Origin of the sequence: Rhodococcus sp. NCIMB 12038 (assembly GCF_002165735.1) — a bacterium.
Classification (GTDB): domain Bacteria; phylum Actinomycetota; class Actinomycetes; order Mycobacteriales; family Mycobacteriaceae; genus Rhodococcus_F.
Map to the genome: position 1 here is coordinate 80,591 of NZ_NHML01000001.1, position 17,222 is coordinate 97,812.

Genomic DNA, 17,222 nt, shown 5'->3' on the forward strand with positions numbered 1-17,222 from the left:
CAGCCCATGCCCATGAACGACCACCACTCGGAGCGGCCGGGCCCGAACATCGTGCGCCCGTACTCGCTGACGTCGGGCCGGACCCGGCCCGCGGTCGAGCTCGCCCTCGAAGCGTTGATTCAGGCACTGCCGCAGTCGGTGGACCGGCAGTGGGAACTCGACGACGTCAACGCGGCCATCGTCGCGTTGTGTCAGCAGTCGCCTTCGGTCGCCGAGATCGCCGCCCGGGTGGGTGTGCCCCTCGGAGTGGCACGCGTCCTGGTCGCAGACCTGGTCGAGGCCGGTCATCTTCAGATCCTGGCCACCCTGAAGGAAGACTCGACCGACTCCGAACGTCGTGAACTCATCGAAAGGGTCCTCAGTGGACTTCGCGAAATCTGATCCCCGCAATCGGGTGACCTCGACCAAGATCGTGATCGCCGGCGGGTTCGGCGTCGGCAAGACCACGCTGGTGGGAGCTGTCTCCGAAATCGTCCCGCTGCGCACCGAAGCGCTCGTGACCAACGCCAGCGACGGCGTCGACAACCTGGCCGCAACGCCGCAGAAGGCCACGACCACCGTCGCCATGGACTTCGGTCGCATCAGCCTGGCCGACGACCTGGTGCTGTATCTGTTCGGAACCCCCGGTCAGCACCGGTTCTGGTTCATGTGGGACGACCTGATCCGCGGTGCGATCGGGGCGATCGTCCTGATCGACACCCGCAGGCTGGACGAGAGTTTCGCGGCGGTCGACTTCTTCGAGGCCCGGCAGCTGCCGTTCCTCGTCGCGATCAACGAGTTCGACGACGCCCCGCGTTACCCCATCGAGGACATTCGGGCGGCCCTTGCGATCTCCGAGGACGTGCCGATCATCCCGATCGACGCGCGTGACCGGGAATCGGCGAAACGCGCCCTGGTCGCGATCACCGAATACGCACTGACCAAGCTCCACACGGCCGCGTACTGAGGATTCGAAACATGTCGGACGAGTTGCAGCACTTCTCCATGGGCACCTGGATCGTCGCCCTCGCCGCGGTCACGTCGTTCATCGGCGTCTTCGTCGGTATCGCCAGCGCCCGCAAGGCGATGACCGCTCCGAACCCGAGGCAGCGGTACCTGTGGCTGGCGTGGGGCGCGCTGTCCATCGGCGGTTTCGGCGCCTGGCTGCCGCACTACATCGCGATGGTCGGGTTCGAGGTCTACGGCAGCGTGGTGCGCTACGACGTCCTGTGGATCGCGATCTCGTTCGTGGTGCCCGTCGCGGCCGCCGCGGTGGCGTTGCTGATCATCAGCCCGCCGCCGACGAAACACCGGCGGCCGAGCACGTCGGTGGAGATCAGCCGGCTCGCAGGCGGTGCGGTGCTCCTCGGCATCGGATTCACCGGAATGGACCTCGCGATCGTCGCCTCCCTCGAAATCCAGGGTGCGGTGAACTCCGACATCGTGCTGACCACGGCTTCGGCCGCGATCGGCCTCGTCGTCGGCGCCGGAATTATGTGGTCCATCTCCGCCCTCGAGTCGCGCACACTGCGACTCGTGGCGTCGGTGGTCGTGGCGGTCGGACTGGTGGCCATGCACTACACCGGCGTGTTCGGGCTGAGCGTCACCGTCGACCAGGCCGTGGCGCGCCCGGACGGGCTCGAGGTGTTCTCGATCCTGTTCCCCGTCTTCGTGCTGGGCATGCTGGTGGTCACCATCCCGATCACCGCCCTGCTGATGGCGCCCGACCGTGTCGCCGCCGAGCTCGAACTCGAGGCCGACATGCTCGCCGCCGAATCCCTTGCCGCCGAATCCCTCGCCGCTGAAACGCAGGGCAGGGAGCTCGAACTCCAGTAGTCGAGGCGACTGCTGCGGCAACGATTCCCGGGCGCACCCGAGTCCTTCACCCTCATAGCTGACCTGCACCTATAGACTCGGGTGGTTGCGCGACGTCGTGCTGGACCGCGAGTCCGCGAGGAGACGTCAAGCCGAGTAGAAGAAGGAGCTCATGACCGACACAACGTTGCCGCCGGAGGGACCGGGGCACGACCGCATCGAGCCCGTCGACATTCAGCAGGAGATGCAGAGCAGCTACATCGATTACGCGATGAGCGTGATCGTGGGTCGTGCGCTGCCCGACGTGCGGGACGGCCTCAAGCCGGTGCACCGCCGCGTTCTGTACGCGATGTACGACAACGGTTACCGGCCCGATCGCGGTTATGTGAAGTCTGCGCGACCGGTCGCCGAGACGATGGGTAACTACCACCCCCACGGCGACTCCTCGATCTACGACACGCTCGTCCGCATGGCCCAGCCGTGGTCGCTGCGCTACCCGCTCGTCGACGGCCAGGGCAACTTCGGTTCCCGCGGCAACGACGGCGCCGCCGCGATGCGGTACACCGAGTGCCGGCTGACTCCGCTGGCCATGGAAATGCTCCGGGAGATCGACCACGAGACGGTCGACTTCACCCCGAACTACGACGGTCGTACACAGGAACCGTCAGTTCTCCCCAGCCGTATCCCCAACCTGTTGATCAATGGTTCCGGCGGCATCGCCGTCGGTATGGCCACCAACATCCCGCCGCACAACCTGCGTGAGGTCGCCGAGGCCATCTACTGGGCCCTGGAGAACTGGGAAGCCGACGAGGAGTCCACACTCACCGCGGTCATGGAACGCGTGAAGGGTCCCGACTTCCCGACGCACGGGCTGATCGTCGGCGGCCAGGGCATCCACGACGCCTACACCACCGGCCGCGGCTCGGTCCGCATGCGCGGTGTCGTGGAGATCGAGGAGGACGCCAAGGGGCGCACCACGATCGTCATCACCGAACTGCCGTACCAGGTGAACCCGGACAACCTGATCACGTCGATCGCCGAGCAGGTGCGCGACGCGAAGATCGCAGGCATCTCCGACATCCACGACGAGTCCTCGGACCGTGCGGGTATGCGCATCGTCGTCACCGTCAAGCGTGACGCGGTCGCGAAGGTCGTGCTCAACAACCTGTACAAGCACACGCAGCTGCAGACCAGCTTCGGCTGCAACATGCTGTCCATCGTCGACGGCGTGCCGCGCACCCTGCGCCTCGACCAGATGATCCGGCTGTACGTCGCCCACCAGGTCGAGGTCATCCGCAGGCGCACCGAGTACCTGCTCCGCAAGGCCGAGGAACGCGCTCACATCCTGCGCGGACTGGTGAAGGCCCTCGACGCCCTCGACGAGGTCATCGCGCTGATCCGGGCGTCGCAGACCGTCGACATCGCGCGCGCCGGCCTCATCGAGCTGCTCACCGTCGACGAGATCCAGGCCGACGCGATCCTCGCGATGCAGCTGCGTCGCCTCGCCGCCCTCGAGCGTCAGAAGATCATCGACGAACTCGCCGAGATCGAGCGGGAGATCGCCGACCTCAAGGACATCCTCGAGAAGCCCGAGCGTCAGCGCCGCATCGTCCGGGACGAGCTGAAGGAGATCGTCGACAAGCACGGCGACGACCGCCGCACCCGCATCATCGCGGCCGACGGCGACGTGGCCGACGAGGATCTGATCGCCCGCGAGGACGTCGTCGTCACGATCACCGAGACCGGCTACGCCAAGCGCACCAAGACCGACCTGTACCGCTCGCAGAAGCGCGGCGGCAAGGGCGTGCAGGGCGCCGGGCTGAAGCAGGACGACATCGTCTCGCACTTCTTCGTCAGCTCCACCCACGACTGGCTGCTGTTCTTCACCACGAAGGGCCGCGTGTACCGGGCGAAGGCGTACGAGCTGCCGGAGGCGAGCCGCACGGCCCGCGGACAGCACGTGGCCAACCTGCTCGCGTTCCAGCCCGACGAGCGCATCCAGAGCGTCATCCAGATCAAGACGTACGAGGACGCGCCCTACCTGGTTCTCGCCACCCGCAACGGTCTGGTCAAGAAGTCCAAGCTCACCGACTTCGACTCGAACCGCAGCGGCGGCATCGTCGCGATCAATCTGCGCGGCGAGGACGAACTGGTCGGCGCGGTCCTCTGCTCCTCCGACGACGACCTGCTGCTCGTCTCCGCGCAGGGACAGTCGATCCGCTTCTCCGCCACCGACGAGGCGCTGCGCCCGATGGGACGCGCCACGTCCGGCGTCCAGGGAATGCGGTTCAACGGCGACGACGAACTGCTGTCGCTCAATGTGGTGCGCGAAGGGACCTACCTGCTGGTGGCGACGTCGGGCGGCTACTCGAAGCGCACCGGTATGGAGGACTACCCGGTCCAGGGTCGCGGCGGAAAGGGTGTACTCACGATTCAATACGACAAGAAACGTGGCACCCTGGTCGGAGCGCTCATCGTGAACGACGACGACGAGCTCTACGCGATCACGTCGGGCGGTGGCGTCATCCGCACCGCCGCCAAGCAGGTCCGCAAGGCCGGTCGGCAGACCAAGGGTGTTCGTTTGATGAACCTCGGGGAAGGCGACACCCTGCTCGCGATCGCGCGCAATGCCGACGAACCCGACGAACCCGACGACAACGCCGAGAGCAGCGGCAAAGGAGCTAAGGAGTCCTAGTGAGCACTCCCAACCAGCCAGGCAGTGACCGGCAGAACCCGGGTTCCGCCAATCAGGCGCGATCCGAGCAGCAGGCCTCCCGCACTCCCGAGAACGGGTCGGCGCGACCGAACCCGCAGCAGGGTTCCGCGCCGCAGGGGCCGCAGGCGTCAGCCGGTCGTGGTCCCGCTCAGGCGGGGCCGGCTGCCCGGCCGGGCGGTGCTCCCGACGCGAGACCGGATCGACAGGCCCCGGCCGATCCGGCCCGGTCGCCGTCGACGCCCCAGCATCAGGGTCCGCGTACGCAGACCCCGCAGGGCCGGTCCGTGCCGCCGCAGCAGGGTCAGGCTCCGAGCCAGCAGGCTCCCGGCCATCAGGCCCCGCCGCAGCAGGCTCCCGGCAACCGGGCGCCCGCGGGTGGTGCGCCCACCGAGTCGATCCGGGGGAATCAGGCGCCGCCGTGGCAGCGGGGAATGCAGCGTGAGCCGCAGACCAACCTGAAGCGGCCCCTGCAGGGCGGGGCGGTAGCCAAGCAGGCCTCGCGCCCCGAGGGGCAGAACCCGTCCGCCGGTGCGGGAACGGCGGCTGGGGGTGCCGCGGCCGCGAAGGCTGCGGGCGGTTCGCAGACCACCTCGCCGCAGAAGTCGCAGCCCGAGGGTGCGCCCCAGGGACAGCGACCGCAGGGCGGGCAGAATCCGGGTGCTCCCACCCAGGCTGTGCCCACGCAGGCCGTCCCCACGCAGAAGTCGCCTGCAGCGAACTCGTCGGCGCCGGCCAACGGTCAGCCCGCGCAGAAGCAGGAGACCAATCGCACAGCCTCCCCGACGGCCGCCACCGCGGCGGTCGGTGCGGTGTCCGGTGCAGCCGCGGCCGGGGCCGTGACCCAGCGGGAGTCCGCGAAGGCGAAGGCGTCCGCGATCGACGGACCCACCCGGCACATCAACCGGGACGTGCTCCCCAAGGACATGCCGGACCTGTCCGAGGCCAAGCACCCCCTGCCGGGGGCGGCGGCCACCGGTCAGCAGCCGAAGATCGCCGTTGCCCCGCAACGGGTCGAGGAGGGTGAGGCTCTCCGCGCGACGGTGCAGGTCCGAAAGATCGACCCGTGGTCGACGCTGAAGATCTCGTCCGTCATCTCGGTGTCACTGTTCTTCGTGTGGATGGTGGCCGTCGGTCTGCTGTACGTCGTCCTGGACGGGATGGGCGTGTGGGACCGGCTGAACAACGCGTTCACCGACATCGTCGCGGAGTCGAGCTCTGACGGGCTCGTGACGGCCGGGCAGGTCTTCGGATACGCCGCCGTCATCGGCCTCGCCAACATGGTGCTGTTCACCGCGCTGGCGACGATCGGCGCGTTCATCTACAACCTGTGTTCGGACCTCGTCGGGGGCGTCGAAGTGACGCTCGCGGACCGGGACTGAACGCGAAAACCGATAGGGACTGAGCTGGGAAAAGAGCGTCTCGCCGGACCGGTTTTGGTACTTGCCGGTCCGGTGGGGTAATCTTCCGACTCGGTTCAGGGAACTGTGCGAGATGAGTTTCCGGACTTCAGGGGCCTATAGCTCAGGCGGTTAGAGCGCTTCGCTGATAACGAAGAGGTCGGAGGTTCAAGTCCTCCTAGGCCCACTCCTGGTGCCGGTGAAAGGTCAGTCGCATGAAGGTCCTCCTGTTCGTGGGAGCCGGAGTGCTGGTGGCAATCGGACTGACCAAGTTGCTTCGCGGCAACGAGGTGTGGCACGAGGTAACGGGGCCTTAGCTCAGTTGGTAGAGCGCTGCCTTTGCAAGGCAGATGTCAGGAGTTCGAATCTCCTAGGCTCCACAAGTACATAGAAGTAACAGTGTGCCCCGGATTCGGAAGAGTCCGGGGCACACTGCTGTGCAGACCCGGATTGGGTGAGGTTACCCTTACTTCATGACCGCAGTCGACCCCGGAGCCCGTGACCGTCTCGACCCGCGCAGCCGCGTGGCGTCCCACCACCGGACGGGGGAGGGAACCGCGCGCATCGGTTACCCGATCGGGGTCCGCACGGTCACGGTCCGCGCGCGCGAGTACGTCACGCCCCGCATGGTGCGCCTGACGATCGGGGGTCCCGGACTCGACGGGTTCCACACCTATCAGGCCGACGATCACGTCAAGATCGTGTTCCCCGACGCGGACGGCACCCGCCGCATCCCGGTGGCGAACGACGCCATGATGCTCGACTGGCCGCGACCGCTCCCGACGAGCCGGAAGTACACCGTCCGGCGCTACGACGCCGACGCCCGTGAAGTCGACCTGGACTTCGTGCTGCACGAGGGCGGGCGGGCGTCGTCCTGGGCGACGACGGTCGAGATCGGCGACGACGTGACCATCGCCGGACCGCCCGGCGCGAAGGCGTTCGCCCACAACTTCGACCACTACGTCTTCGCGGTCGACACCACCGCGCTTCCCGCGGTCGCGCGGTGGCTCGACGAGTCCCCGGCCGACGTTTCGGCGCACGTCGTGATCGAGACCGACGACGCCGTCGAGCACGGCTACCCGCTGGCCGCGCGCGACGACGTGGACGTGACGTGGCTGGTTCGCGACGGCAGCGAGTCCTCCCTGGCGGCGACGGTGCAGTCGCTCGCGCTGCCCGGCGGCCGCACGTTCCTGTTCGCGGCCGGCGAGGCGAACGACATCAAGCCGCTGCGCGCGTGGAGCAAGGACCGGATGGAGTCGCTGTTCACGGGCTACTGGAAACGCGGAGTCGCCGGTCTGGACGACTGACCGGCCCTACACTCGCACCATGACGACGGTCCGGCCCGCACTCGCCCGCCGAGCAGTCGTCGCTGCGGCGATGCTCGGAATGCTGACGGCGGCCGGTGCCGCGCCCGCGAGTGCGCAGACCCGCCCGCTGCAACCGATCGCCCTGGCGGTGTCGCTGCGCCTCGCCACGGCGGACACGGTGGCGTCCGCCAAATGGGGCACGCCGTCGCCGATCGACGATCCCGCGCGCGAGGCGCAGGTCCTCGGCACGGTCGCCACCCAGGCAGCAGACGAGGGCCTCAGCGCGCCGCGGGTGCAGCAGATCTTCCGGGATCAGATCGAGGCCAACAAGGCGGTGCAGCGCGCGCTGTTCTCCTGGTGGAGCGTCGCACCCGGTGCGGCGCCGACGGTCCGGCCCGACCTGACGCAGGTCCGCCCGGTCATCGACCGCCAGAACACGGACATCCTGCTGCAGTTGCGTGAACAGGAGGACGTGCTCGCGGGTCCGGGCTGCGTGCCCGCTCTCGTCGACGCCGCGGTCGCGGTGGCGGCCGAACAGCGTCTCGACGCGCTGCATCAGGCGACGCTGGCCCGGGCGCTCGTGTCGATCTGCGGCGCCGTCCGCGAATGACTGGCCGTTTCGACATGGTCCGGCAAAATTTCGCCAACTAGACTCGGGGCATGATCTCCAGGGTCGCGACACTCCTCCTCGATCGGGTGTCCATGTTCGAGTTCGGTGTGGTGTGCGAGGTGTTCGGAATCGACCGCACCGAATACGGCGTGCCGGCATTCGACTTCCGGATCTGCGGAATCCGCCCCGGCGAACCACTCACGTCGGTCACCCCGGGACTGACGCTCTCCGCCGGATACGGGCTGGACGCGCTGCGCGACGCGGATCTCGTCGTGGTCCCGCCGCCGGGGGCGCAGTCCGGCTTCCCGGAGGAGGCGCTCGACGCCGTGCGCGCGGCCGCGGAGGCCGGTGCCACGGTCCTCAGCCTGTGCTCGGGTGCGTTCCTGCTCGGCGAGGCGGGACTACTCGACGGGCGCAAGTGCACCACCCACTGGGGGTACGTCGAGGAACTGGCTGCCCGGTTCCCGACCGCGGTGGTCGACCCCGACGTCCTGTTCGTCGACGAGGGCAACCTCGTCACCAGCGCAGGCACCGCGGCCGGCATCGACGCCTGCCTGCACGTGGTCCGCCGGGAACTCGGTTCCGCGGTGGCCAACACGATCGCCCGCCGAATGGTGGTGCCGCCGCAACGCGACGGCGGTCAGCGGCAGTTCATCGAGCAGCCGGTGGTCGCGTGCACGTCGGACAGCCTGAGCGTGACGATGGCGTGGATGAGCGAAAACCTCGACTTGCCGCACACGGTCGACGAGCTCGCGGCCCGCTCGTCGATGTCGACGCGGACGTTCGCGCGCAAGTTCGCGGCCGAGACGGGCACCACCCCGGTGAAGTGGCTGACGACGCAGCGGGTCCTCTACGCCCGGCAGCTGCTCGAGGGCACCGACCTCGGTCTCGAGGCGATCTCGAGACGCACCGGATTCGGATCCGGTGCGCTACTGCGCCACCACTTCAACCGGGTGGTCGGCGTCGCGCCCGGCGACTACCGGCGCCGGTTCGGCTGCCACACAGCCGAACTCACGCAATGAACGTTCCGATGGCCGGATTCGCCTGGCAGATCGGGCTGCTGCCGAAGTTGATCGACCCGAACGCCGTGGCCACCACGTTCCCGACACCGGTGTTCACCGTCGCGGACAGGAACGGGTAGACGCCGCCGAGGTTCACGATCCCCGAGCGTCCGCTGTCGGTGTTGACCCAGGCGACGGTGACCTGTGCGGCTGCCGGGATCGGTGGCGCGGCGGGGTGTGACTCGAAGCGGATGTCGCCGTCGGCGATCGGCGGGACCGCCTCCGGCCCGGACTGCCCGGTGAGCGCCGTCAACGACATCAGACTGCCCTGGTTCGGACATCCGATGGTGAGGGCCGGTCCACCGAAGGGGTGGGGTGGGTCGGCGCCGGCGGGCCCGGCCGTCAGCAGGGCCGCGGTGGCGGCGACCGGAAACGCGACAACGGCGATGCGGTGGGCGATACGTGTGGCGGTCATGTCTGCTCCTCGGAACGGATCCTCGCGCTGGTGCGCATCTGCCAGCGGGATACCCGTGGTACAAGCCGTGAAACGAAGACATGACCGCCCGCCGGACGACACCGCGCGCGCCCTGCCGGCCGGGGAGTGACGGATCAGTTGGCGGTGAGGGGCTTCGTCGCCGTCGGCGGCGTGGCCTCCTGCGCGTCTGCACTGTCGAGGTCGCGCAGGTTCGGGGGAGCGGACGCCACCCGGGGCTGCTCCCGGCGGCGGCTCTTGAAGAACACCGCGCCCCCGGCGACGGCGGCACCGACCAGCACGACGATCGCGATGCGACGGCCCTTCCGCGACTTCTTCTCCTCGACCGGCGCGACAGCCGAGGTCAGGGGACGGATGACGTCCTGGGTGACCTCTTTCACCGGTACGGTACGGGCGCGTTCGTAGCCCTTCTTCGCCAGCGACGCCCCCTGCCTGCCGAGGAACACACTGACCTGCCCGGCGCCGCGGGCCGCGGCGAGCGCAGCGGAGCGCGCGCAGCGCAGGGCCTGATCCACGGCCTCGGATTCTTTGACCCGAACAGCCGAATCCTCGACGTGGGCCAGCGCGGTCTCGACTCGTTCGGACACCTGCTCCTGCAGGTGCTCGGCGCGTTCGGTCGGAAGCAGATTCGTGAGGGACTCCGTCGCTCGTGTCATGACCCCACTTTGTCACAAGAACCGGCAGCACGAACCGATCCCAAGTACTCGAGTCACGGCGGCGGAACCACGCGGAACCGCACAATGGCAACATGGTGGTGTGACTTCACCTCATCAGACCGCAACCGCAACGCTGCACACCAACCGCGGCGACATCAAGATCGCGCTGTTCGGCAACCACGCGCCCAAGACCGTCGAGAACTTCGTCGGCCTGGCCGACGGTTCGAAGGACTACAGCACCGCCAACGCTGGTGGCACCAACTCCGGACCGTTCTACGACGGCGCCGTCTTCCACCGCGTCATCGACGGATTCATGATCCAGGGCGGCGACCCCACCGGCACCGGCGCCGGCGGCCCGGGCTACAAGTTCGGCGACGAGTTCCACCCGGAACTGCAGTTCGACCGCGCCTACATCCTGGCCATGGCCAACGCGGGCCCGGGAACCAACGGTTCGCAGTTCTTCATCACCACCGGCCCGACGCCGCACCTCAACCGTCGCCACACCATCTTCGGTGAGGTCGTCGACGAGGAGTCGAAGAAGGTCGTCGACGCCATCTCGACCACGGCCACCGATCGCGCGGACCGTCCGCTCGAGCCGGTCGTGATCAACAGCGTCACCATCGCGTAGGGAACCGCAGCACATGACCAACCCCGGCTGGGGCGGTGCCGCGAACGAGGGCACTCCGCCCCAGCCGCGGTGCGTCCGCCACCCCGATCGCCCCACCGCACTGTCGTGCAATCGGTGCGGTCGCCCCGCATGCCCCGAATGCCTGCGCGAAGCCGCCGTCGGCTACCAGTGCGTCGACTGCGTCGCCGCCGGACAGCGTGACGTCCGCGCGGTCCGCAACGTCGCCGGTGCCGTGACCACGCAGCGTGCGGTGCCGCTGGTGACGTACATCCTGATGGCCGCGAACGTCGGTATCTTCCTGATCACCGCGGCGCAGTCCCGCAGCATCATGCAGAACCAGGCGGGATCGACGCTCTTCGCGGACTGGGCGCTGTTCCCACACGCTGTCGTGGACGGTCAGCTCGTCCGCGTGATCGGCAGCGGATTCCTGCACTTCGGTCTCATCCACCTGGCCGTCAACATGTTCGCGCTGTGGATCATCGGCCGCGACACCGAACTGGTCCTCGGCCGAGCCCGCTACGCGTTCGTGTACTTCGCGTCGATCCTCGGCGGTTCCGCCGCGGTGATGCTGTTCCAGCTGCACGCAGTCACCGCGGGGGCGTCGGGCGCCGTCTTCGGACTGATGGGCGCGCAGGCGGTCATCCTCCTGAGGCTGAAGCGCAGCCCGGCACCGGTGATCTCGGTGATCGCCATCAACGTGATCATCAGCATCACCATCCCCGGGATCTCGCTGTGGGGGCATCTCGGCGGCCTGGTCGCCGGGGCCGCGGCCACCGCGGCCATCCTCTACGGGCCTCAGCTGCTGGGCGTCGGGAACAACCGGGAGAAGGCCGTCACCGTCGGCTGGATCTGCCTCGGCGTCGTGGTGCTGGTGCCGCTGGCCGTCATCGCGGTCCGCACCCTGCAGCTCCGCGCGAGCTTCGGTTACTGACCCCGGCCCACCAGACGGTGCACCGCGAGAGCATCGAACACGTCCTCCGGAGTGGTGCCGAGGTCCCAGCGGCCGAAGATCAGGAGGCGTTCGGTGCCGTCCTCGGTGCGGACGTCGATCTCGAGCATCGGCACCCGGCGGCCCAGCCGCGGATACCGGACCAGACGCGCCCGGTCGATCTGCGAGCGGGAGTACTCGTGGCGGCCCGTCAGCCGGTGCACCACGATCCCGCCGCCCTCCTTGTCGACGGCCAGGCGCGGGCGCTGCCGGAGAGCCGACGCGGCGGTCAGCAGCAGCCCGAGGGCGGCGACACACACGAGGACACGGCCCGCCGGCTCGATCGACACCGAAAGTCCCGCGACCCCCAATGCGAGCCCGCCCACGGCCAGAGCGATCACCGCACCGAGCGGCGTCGACCACTCCAGCGGTGCCTCGTCAGCAGACATCGGCACTCGACCTGCGGCTATCCACAGGGGTTGTCCACATTGGGGATGAATGACATGCGTGTAATTGTGATCGTCAACGCCAGCGCATCGTCATGATCAGCCCGACCACCATGAAGCCGAACCCGATGAGGAAGTTGTAGGCACCGAGGTTGTTCATCCACTCGAGCTGGTCGGCGGCCAGGTAGTAGACGAGCAGCCACACCAGCCCGACCAGCATGAACCCGAGCATCACCGAGACGTACAGGGTGCTCGAGGGGCCGGCCTTCACCTTCACCGGGGTGCGGCTCGCAGGGTTGATCGTGTAATCGGTCTTCTTTCGGACCTTCGACTTCGGCATGACGTCCTCGTTCGTGCGGCTCTGCGGGAATGTGGGCAGGTAGATTCGGAAATACCTGCGTGTGTACACGCTAACGTAGCCGCGATTCGCGCGGCGAGGACGAGGGGACGGAAACACCGGTGACCAGGTCGATCTTCTGGCGGATCGCGGTGCTGGTGGTGTGTCTCGTGGCCGGCCTGCTGGTGGCCACCACCCGCCAGGTGTCGCACGGCAACGAGATCCGGGCCGGTGACTCCACCCGGTTGTCCGACCTCGTGCGGAACGCGCAGTCCGAGACCGACCAGGTGGCCCAGACCCGCGACGATCTGGCGGCGCAGGTGGAGTCGCTGCAGCAGGACGCCGCGGCGTCCGACAGCGGTGTCGCGCGGGCGCTCGCCGACAGCAAGGCGCTCGCAACGGACGCCGGACTCACGCCGATGACCGGTCCCGGCGTTACCGTCACCCTCACCGACGCCCCCCGCGACGCCGACGGCAAGTACCCCGTCGACGCGTCGCCGGACGATCTCGTTGTCCACCAGCAGGACGTCCAGAGTGTGCTGAACGCGCTGTGGGTGGGCGGCGCCGAGGCCGTCGGCATGCAGGACCAGCGGATCGTCAACACGTCCGCGCCGCGCTGCATCGGCAACACCCTGCTGCTGCACGGCCGCACGTACAGCCCGCCCTACGTGATGTCGGCGATCGGGGATCCTGCGCGACTGGAGGCGGCACTCGCCAACGAACCCGGAATCCGGGTCTTCAAGCAGTACGCGACGCGGTTCGGCCTCGGCTATTCGGAGGCCGCGTCCGGCCAATTGTCCGTGCCCGGTTACGCGGGCCACTGACCCGAAGCCGGGCTGAACCGTCCCCGGCCGTGCGGGGCCTGGGGCGGGCAGAATACCCTGCTCCCATGAGGATTCTCGTCGTCGACAACTACGACAGCTTCGTGTTCAACCTGGTCCAGTACCTCGGACAGCTGGGAACCCGGGCCGTGGTCTGGCGCAACGACGATCCGAACCTCACCGGGCCCGACGCGATCGCGGCCGCAGCGGCCGAGTTCGACGGCATTCTCCTCAGCCCCGGCCCCGGCACACCGCAGCGCGCAGGGGCGACGATGGACCTGGTCACGGCATGCGCCGCGGCCGGGACGCCGCTCCTCGGGGTGTGCCTCGGACACCAGGCGATCGGCGCCGCGTTCGGCGCGACCGTCGACCGGGCCCCCGAACTCCTGCACGGCAAGACCAGCGTCGTCCACCACACCGGCAAGGGCGTTCTCGCGGGTCTGCCCGACCCGTTCACCGCCACGCGCTACCACTCGCTGACCGTCCTGGAAGACACCATCCCGGACGAACTCGAGGTCACCGCGCACACCGACAGCGGCATCGTCATGGCGATGCGGCACCGCGAACTGCCGATCCACGGCGTCCAGTTCCATCCGGAGTCCGTGCTCACCGAGGGTGGGCACCGCATGCTCGCCAACTGGCTCACCGTCTGCGGCGACGCCCCGAAGGAATCCCTCGTCGCCACCCTCGAAGCCGAGGTCGCGCAGGCATTGGGGGCGTAACCCCCCGTGCGCCTTTCTGGTCGCTACAGCAACCAAAAAGGCGCACGGGCGCGGAGCGCCTACCGCGGGATGCCGAGCGCGCCGACACCGACCGAGACGACCGCGTTCTTGGTGATCTCCGATCCCGGCGGCTGTTCCTGGCTGATGATCTTGCCGACCATCTCCGGGTCCAGCGTGGACGTCTGCGTCTGATTCAGCGAGGCTGACGACCCGCTCCAGCCGGCGCTGCGCAGTTCCGCGAGCGCCTGCGACACCGTCTTGCCCGTCAGGTCGGGCATCTCGATGTTGTTGCCGTTCGACACCCGGATCTGGATGGTGTCGCCCTTGGCGGCGGTGGAGCCGCCGACGGGATCGGTGGAGACGACCTGGCCCTTCGGCACACCGGAATCGATGTTCTGGATCTGCACCTTGAAGCCGGCGCCCTCGATGTTCGCCTGCGCGACCTCGACCTTCTGGCCGGTGACGTCGGGGATGCGGATCTGCTCCGGCCCGGTGCCGAGCGTGACGGCAACCTCGGAGTCGAGGGAGATGCTCGCCCCTGAGGACGGGTCCTGCTGGATCACCTTGTCGACGTCGGACGCGTCGGACGGGGCGCGGGCGACGGCGGTGTCGAGCCGCAGACCGACCGCGTTCAGTTCCTGCTGGGCTTCCTGCTGGGTCAGGCCCGCGAGCCGCGGGACCTTCACCTGTTCGGGGCCCGTCGACACCTCGAGAGTGATCGTGCTGCCCTCGTCCACCTGCACGCCGCCGACGGGCCGGGTGGTGATGACGTTGCCGGTCGCCACGACGGCGTCGGGTTTCTGCTGCCGGGAGACGCGGAAACCGAGGTTCTGCAGCGTCGTCTCGGCGTCGTCCGCCGCCTGGTTCGTGACGTCCGGCATGGTCACCTGATCGGCCTTCGAACCCGGGCCCACGGACCACAGGAACGCGCCGACGATGCCGACGACGATGAGGGCGCCCAGCGCCATCAGCGCCAACCGCATCGGGTTCTTCTTCTTGTCGGGCTCGCCGCCACCGTCCGTCTTCGACGCCGTGGTCTGGGTGGCGGTCTGCTGGCGCCGGTAGTTTCCGGCCCCGGAGTCGACGGCACCGAGGATCGTGGTGCGGTCCTCGTCGCTCATGACCATCGGCGCGCTGGGGCGCTGCCCACCGAGAACCCGGACCAGATCGCTGCGCATGTCTGCGGCGGTCTGGTAGCGGTTGGCGGGGTTCTTGCTCATCGCCTTGAGGATCACCGAGTCGAGCTCACGCGGAATGTCCGGGTTGACGACGGACGGCGTCTGCGGGTCCTCCCGCACGTGCTGGTACGCGACCGCGACCGGCGAATCACCCTTGAACGGGGGTTCGCCGGTGAGGATCTCGAACAGCACGCAACCGAGCGAGTACACGTCGGACCGGGCGTCGACCTGCTCGCCGCGAGCCTGCTCGGGCGAGAGGTACTGGGCGGTGCCGATGACGGCGGCCGTCTGCGTCATGGGGCTGGACGCGTCGGAGATCGCCCGCGCGATGCCGAAGTCCATCACCTTCACCGCACCGGCACGGTTGATCATCACGTTGGCGGGCTTCACGTCGCGGTGCACGATGCCGTTGCGGTGGCTGAAGTCGAGCGCCGCGCACACGTCCGAGATGACTTCCATCGCCCGGCGCGGCGCCATCGGGCCCTCGCCGCGCACGATGTCGCGCAACGTGTCGCCGTCGACGTACTCCATCACGATGTACGGCAGCGGTCCCGCGTCGGTTTCCGCCTCACCGGTGTCGTAGACGGCCACGATCGCCGGATGGTTCAGCGCCGCCGCATTCTGCGCCTCGCGGCGGAACCGCAGGTAGAACGTGGGGTCGCGGGCCAGGTCGGCGCGCAGGACCTTGATCGCGACATCGCGGCTGAGCCGGACGTCCCGGGCGAGGTGGACCTCGGACATGCCACCGAAGCCGAGAATCTCACCCAGCTCGTAGCGTGAGGAGAGGTTGCGCGGTGTCGTCATGGCTGTCCTTGTGGGGTCGGAGTAGTTGACTCCTCCGACGTGGTCGTCGTGGTCGTCGTCGTGGGTGCGGTGGTGGTCGTGGTGGTAGTCGTCGTCGGCTCTGTCGTCGTCGTGGTGGGTGCTGTGGTGGTGGTCGTCGTGTACGGCGGCTCGGTGGTGGTCGTCGTGTACGTCGGCTCGGTGGTGGTCGTCTCTTCTTCGGTCGTCGTCGTGGTCGTCGGCCGCGGTGTCGTCGTGATCGTCCGCAGCGACGAGGTCACCGCCGGCGACGTCGGTTCCTTCGTGTCACCACCGTCGAACAGGACGAGTGCGAGCGCGATGATCGCCGCCAGCAGGATCAAACCACCTGCACCCCAGGCAATGGCTTTCTGGCCGCTGGTCAACCCGCCCTTCTTGCCGTCACCGTTCGGGTCGTCCGGCGGCACCTGCCCGGTGACCGGTCCCGCGTACGCCGTGTGTGAGGGCGGCATCATCTGGGTTGCGCCGGTCATCGGCGGGGGCAGCACCCGCGCCGCCCCGGTTCCCGACACACCGGGCGGCGGCGGACGCCTGCCTGCCCGGACCGCCGCGACCGCGTCGGCGAACTCTCCGCCGCTGGCGTAGCGGGTGCTCGGATCCTTCGCGATCGTGATGTCGATGAGCTCGCGGATGTTCGGCGGCAGGTCGTTCGGCAACGGTGCCGGCGCTTCCTGCACGTGCTTCATCGCCACCGTGATGGCGCCGTCGCCGATGAACGGGCGTCGTCCCGACAGCGCCTCGTAGCCGACGATGCCGAGAGAGTACACGTCGCTGGCCGCGGTCGCGTCTTGGCCGAGCGCCTGCTCGGGGGCGATGTACTGGGCGGTGCCCATCACCATGCCGGTGCGCGTGACAGGCGAGTTCTCCACGGCCTTGGCGATGCCGAAGTCGGTGATCTTCACCTGACCGGTGGGGGTGATCAGGATGTTGCCCGGCTTCACGTCGCGGTGCACGACTCCGGCATCGTGCGCCACCTGCAGCGCCCGCCCGGTCTGCTCGAGCATGTCCAGTGCGTGCGGCACCGCGAGCCGGCCCACCCGCGCGAGGACGGCGTTGAGCGGCTCACCGTTGACGAGTTCCATCACCAGGTAGGCGGTGGAGTCGCCGGTGGCGTCGCGGACCTCGCCGTAGTCGTAGATTCCGGCGATGCCGGAATGGTTCAGCTGCGCGGTGGTGCGCGCCTCGAAGCGGAACCGTTCGACGAACTCCGGGTCGGACGAGAACTCGGACTTCAGCACCTTCACCGCGACACGGCGGTTGAGCCGGTTGTCCGTCGCTTCCCAGACCTGTCCCATTCCGCCCGTGGCGATGAGCCGGATCAGGCGGTATCGATTGGCGATCAGCGCGCCGTTGTTCAGTGCCACAA

18 protein-coding genes and 2 tRNA genes are annotated in these 17,222 nt (G+C 68.5%); 14 read left to right on the top strand and 6 right to left on the bottom strand.

Features of this window, described 5'->3' with window-relative positions; genetic code table 11:
• Positions 1–6: 6 nt before the first annotated feature.
• From CA951_RS00270 to CA951_RS00315, 10 genes are all read left to right on the top strand, one after another.
• The gene (locus CA951_RS00270; RefSeq protein WP_087554944.1) at positions 7–381 is read left to right on the top strand and encodes a DUF742 domain-containing protein; all 375 of its coding nucleotides are present in this window, start codon (positions 7–9) and stop codon (positions 379–381) included.
• Between the two features lie 13 nt (positions 382–394).
• On the top strand, positions 395–946 hold the full coding sequence (locus tag CA951_RS00275) for an ATP/GTP-binding protein (RefSeq protein WP_087555308.1): 552 nt from the start codon (positions 395–397) through the stop codon (positions 944–946).
• Between the two features lie 11 nt (positions 947–957).
• Complete coding sequence (locus tag CA951_RS00280; protein WP_087554945.1) at positions 958–1,815, top strand: MHYT domain-containing protein; 858 nt, start codon at positions 958–960, stop codon at positions 1,813–1,815.
• A 151-nt stretch (positions 1,816–1,966) separates the two neighbouring features.
• Positions 1,967–4,489, top strand: coding sequence for a DNA gyrase subunit A (gyrA, locus tag CA951_RS00285; RefSeq protein WP_087554946.1), 2,523 nt, complete (start codon positions 1,967–1,969; stop codon positions 4,487–4,489).
• On the top strand, positions 4,489–5,889 hold the full coding sequence (locus CA951_RS00290; RefSeq protein ID WP_087554947.1) for a DUF3566 domain-containing protein: 1,401 nt from the start codon (positions 4,489–4,491) through the stop codon (positions 5,887–5,889). Before gyrA ends, CA951_RS00290 begins: the two co-directional genes overlap by 1 nt.
• 131 nt (positions 5,890–6,020) lie before the next feature.
• Positions 6,021–6,094: transfer RNA gene (locus CA951_RS00295), tRNA-Ile, on the top strand.
• Between the two features lie 120 nt (positions 6,095–6,214).
• Positions 6,215–6,287, top strand: a tRNA-Ala gene (locus CA951_RS00300).
• A 93-nt stretch (positions 6,288–6,380) separates the two neighbouring features.
• Positions 6,381–7,214, top strand: a complete 834-nt coding sequence (locus CA951_RS00305; RefSeq protein ID WP_087554948.1) for a siderophore-interacting protein — start codon at positions 6,381–6,383, stop codon at positions 7,212–7,214.
• Positions 7,215–7,233: 19 nt separating this feature from the next.
• The gene (locus tag CA951_RS00310) at positions 7,234–7,824 is read left to right on the top strand and encodes a chorismate mutase (protein ID WP_087554949.1); all 591 of its coding nucleotides are present in this window, start codon (positions 7,234–7,236) and stop codon (positions 7,822–7,824) included.
• Positions 7,825–7,874: 50 nt separating this feature from the next.
• Complete coding sequence (locus tag CA951_RS00315; RefSeq protein ID WP_087554950.1) at positions 7,875–8,846, top strand: helix-turn-helix domain-containing protein; 972 nt, start codon at positions 7,875–7,877, stop codon at positions 8,844–8,846.
• On the opposite strand, the gene CA951_RS00320 is transcribed toward CA951_RS00315, so the two are convergent.
• Both CA951_RS00320 and CA951_RS00325 read right to left on the bottom strand, forming a co-directional pair.
• Positions 8,836–9,300, bottom strand: a complete 465-nt coding sequence (locus tag CA951_RS00320) for a hypothetical protein (protein WP_087554951.1) — start codon at positions 9,298–9,300, stop codon at positions 8,836–8,838. The two genes, CA951_RS00315 and CA951_RS00320, sit on opposite strands and share 11 nt — an antisense overlap.
• Positions 9,301–9,434: 134 nt before the next feature.
• Positions 9,435–9,974 carry a hypothetical protein gene (locus tag CA951_RS00325; protein WP_087554952.1) on the bottom strand — a complete coding sequence of 180 codons (540 nt, stop codon included), beginning with the start codon at positions 9,972–9,974 and terminating at the stop codon, positions 9,435–9,437.
• Positions 9,975–10,074: 100 nt separating this feature from the next.
• Between CA951_RS00325 and CA951_RS00330 the strand changes: the two genes are divergently transcribed.
• Positions 10,075–10,602 carry a peptidylprolyl isomerase gene (locus CA951_RS00330; RefSeq protein ID WP_087554953.1) on the top strand — a complete coding sequence of 176 codons (528 nt, stop codon included), beginning with the start codon at positions 10,075–10,077 and terminating at the stop codon, positions 10,600–10,602.
• Positions 10,603–10,615: 13 nt separating this feature from the next.
• A complete protein-coding gene (locus tag CA951_RS00335; RefSeq protein ID WP_087554954.1) occupies positions 10,616–11,533 on the top strand; it encodes a rhomboid family intramembrane serine protease in 918 nt (305 codons plus the stop codon).
• On the opposite strand, the gene CA951_RS00340 is transcribed toward CA951_RS00335, so the two are convergent.
• Both CA951_RS00340 and crgA read right to left on the bottom strand, forming a co-directional pair.
• Positions 11,527–11,985 carry a PH domain-containing protein gene (locus tag CA951_RS00340; RefSeq protein ID WP_087554955.1) on the bottom strand — a complete coding sequence of 153 codons (459 nt, stop codon included), beginning with the start codon at positions 11,983–11,985 and terminating at the stop codon, positions 11,527–11,529. The two genes, CA951_RS00335 and CA951_RS00340, sit on opposite strands and share 7 nt — an antisense overlap.
• Before the next feature lie 67 nt (positions 11,986–12,052).
• Complete coding sequence (gene crgA / locus CA951_RS00345) at positions 12,053–12,316, bottom strand: cell division protein CrgA (protein WP_005249082.1); 264 nt, start codon at positions 12,314–12,316, stop codon at positions 12,053–12,055.
• 119 nt (positions 12,317–12,435) lie between these two features.
• On the opposite strand from crgA, the gene CA951_RS00350 reads away from it, so the two are divergent.
• Both CA951_RS00350 and CA951_RS00355 read left to right on the top strand, forming a co-directional pair.
• Positions 12,436–13,137: a DUF881 domain-containing protein gene (locus CA951_RS00350; RefSeq protein WP_087554956.1), complete on the top strand. Its 702-nt coding sequence runs from the start codon at positions 12,436–12,438 to the stop codon at positions 13,135–13,137.
• 65 nt (positions 13,138–13,202) lie between these two features.
• Positions 13,203–13,856: an aminodeoxychorismate/anthranilate synthase component II gene (locus CA951_RS00355; RefSeq protein ID WP_087554957.1), complete on the top strand. Its 654-nt coding sequence runs from the start codon at positions 13,203–13,205 to the stop codon at positions 13,854–13,856.
• Positions 13,857–13,915: 59 nt separating this feature from the next.
• Here the strand turns inward: CA951_RS00355 and pknB are convergent, their stop codons facing one another.
• Both pknB and CA951_RS00365 read right to left on the bottom strand, forming a co-directional pair.
• Positions 13,916–15,838 (bottom strand): Stk1 family PASTA domain-containing Ser/Thr kinase, encoded by a 1,923-nt coding sequence (gene pknB, locus CA951_RS00360; RefSeq protein ID WP_087554958.1) that lies wholly within the window; start codon positions 15,836–15,838, stop codon positions 13,916–13,918.
• Positions 15,835–17,220 carry a protein kinase gene (locus CA951_RS00365; RefSeq protein ID WP_087554959.1) on the bottom strand — a complete coding sequence of 462 codons (1,386 nt, stop codon included), beginning with the start codon at positions 17,218–17,220 and terminating at the stop codon, positions 15,835–15,837. The genes pknB and CA951_RS00365 overlap by 4 nt, the downstream gene beginning before the upstream one ends.
• Positions 17,221–17,222 lie beyond the last annotated feature (2 nt).

What these genes read in the sequence shown, in the direction of transcription:
- pknB (WP_087554958.1), bottom strand. Translation starts at nt 15,838, where the DNA reads ATGACGACACCGCGCAACCTCTCCTCACGCTACGAGCTGGGTGAGATT.
- CA951_RS00335 (WP_087554954.1), top strand. Translation starts at nt 10,616, where the DNA reads ATGACCAACCCCGGCTGGGGCGGTGCCGCGAACGAGGGCACTCCGCCC.
- crgA (WP_005249082.1), bottom strand. Translation starts at nt 12,316, where the DNA reads ATGCCGAAGTCGAAGGTCCGAAAGAAGACCGATTACACGATCAACCCT.
- CA951_RS00315 (WP_087554950.1), top strand. Translation starts at nt 7,875, where the DNA reads ATGATCTCCAGGGTCGCGACACTCCTCCTCGATCGGGTGTCCATGTTC.
- CA951_RS00355 (WP_087554957.1), top strand. Translation starts at nt 13,203, where the DNA reads ATGAGGATTCTCGTCGTCGACAACTACGACAGCTTCGTGTTCAACCTG.
- CA951_RS00320 (WP_087554951.1), bottom strand. Translation starts at nt 9,300, where the DNA reads ATGACCGCCACACGTATCGCCCACCGCATCGCCGTTGTCGCGTTTCCG.
- CA951_RS00280 (WP_087554945.1), top strand. Translation starts at nt 958, where the DNA reads ATGTCGGACGAGTTGCAGCACTTCTCCATGGGCACCTGGATCGTCGCC.
- CA951_RS00310 (WP_087554949.1), top strand. Translation starts at nt 7,234, where the DNA reads ATGACGACGGTCCGGCCCGCACTCGCCCGCCGAGCAGTCGTCGCTGCG.
- gyrA (WP_087554946.1), top strand. Translation starts at nt 1,967, where the DNA reads ATGACCGACACAACGTTGCCGCCGGAGGGACCGGGGCACGACCGCATC.
- CA951_RS00325 (WP_087554952.1), bottom strand. Translation starts at nt 9,974, where the DNA reads ATGACACGAGCGACGGAGTCCCTCACGAATCTGCTTCCGACCGAACGC.
- CA951_RS00270 (WP_087554944.1), top strand. Translation starts at nt 7, where the DNA reads ATGCCCATGAACGACCACCACTCGGAGCGGCCGGGCCCGAACATCGTG.
- CA951_RS00305 (WP_087554948.1), top strand. Translation starts at nt 6,381, where the DNA reads ATGACCGCAGTCGACCCCGGAGCCCGTGACCGTCTCGACCCGCGCAGC.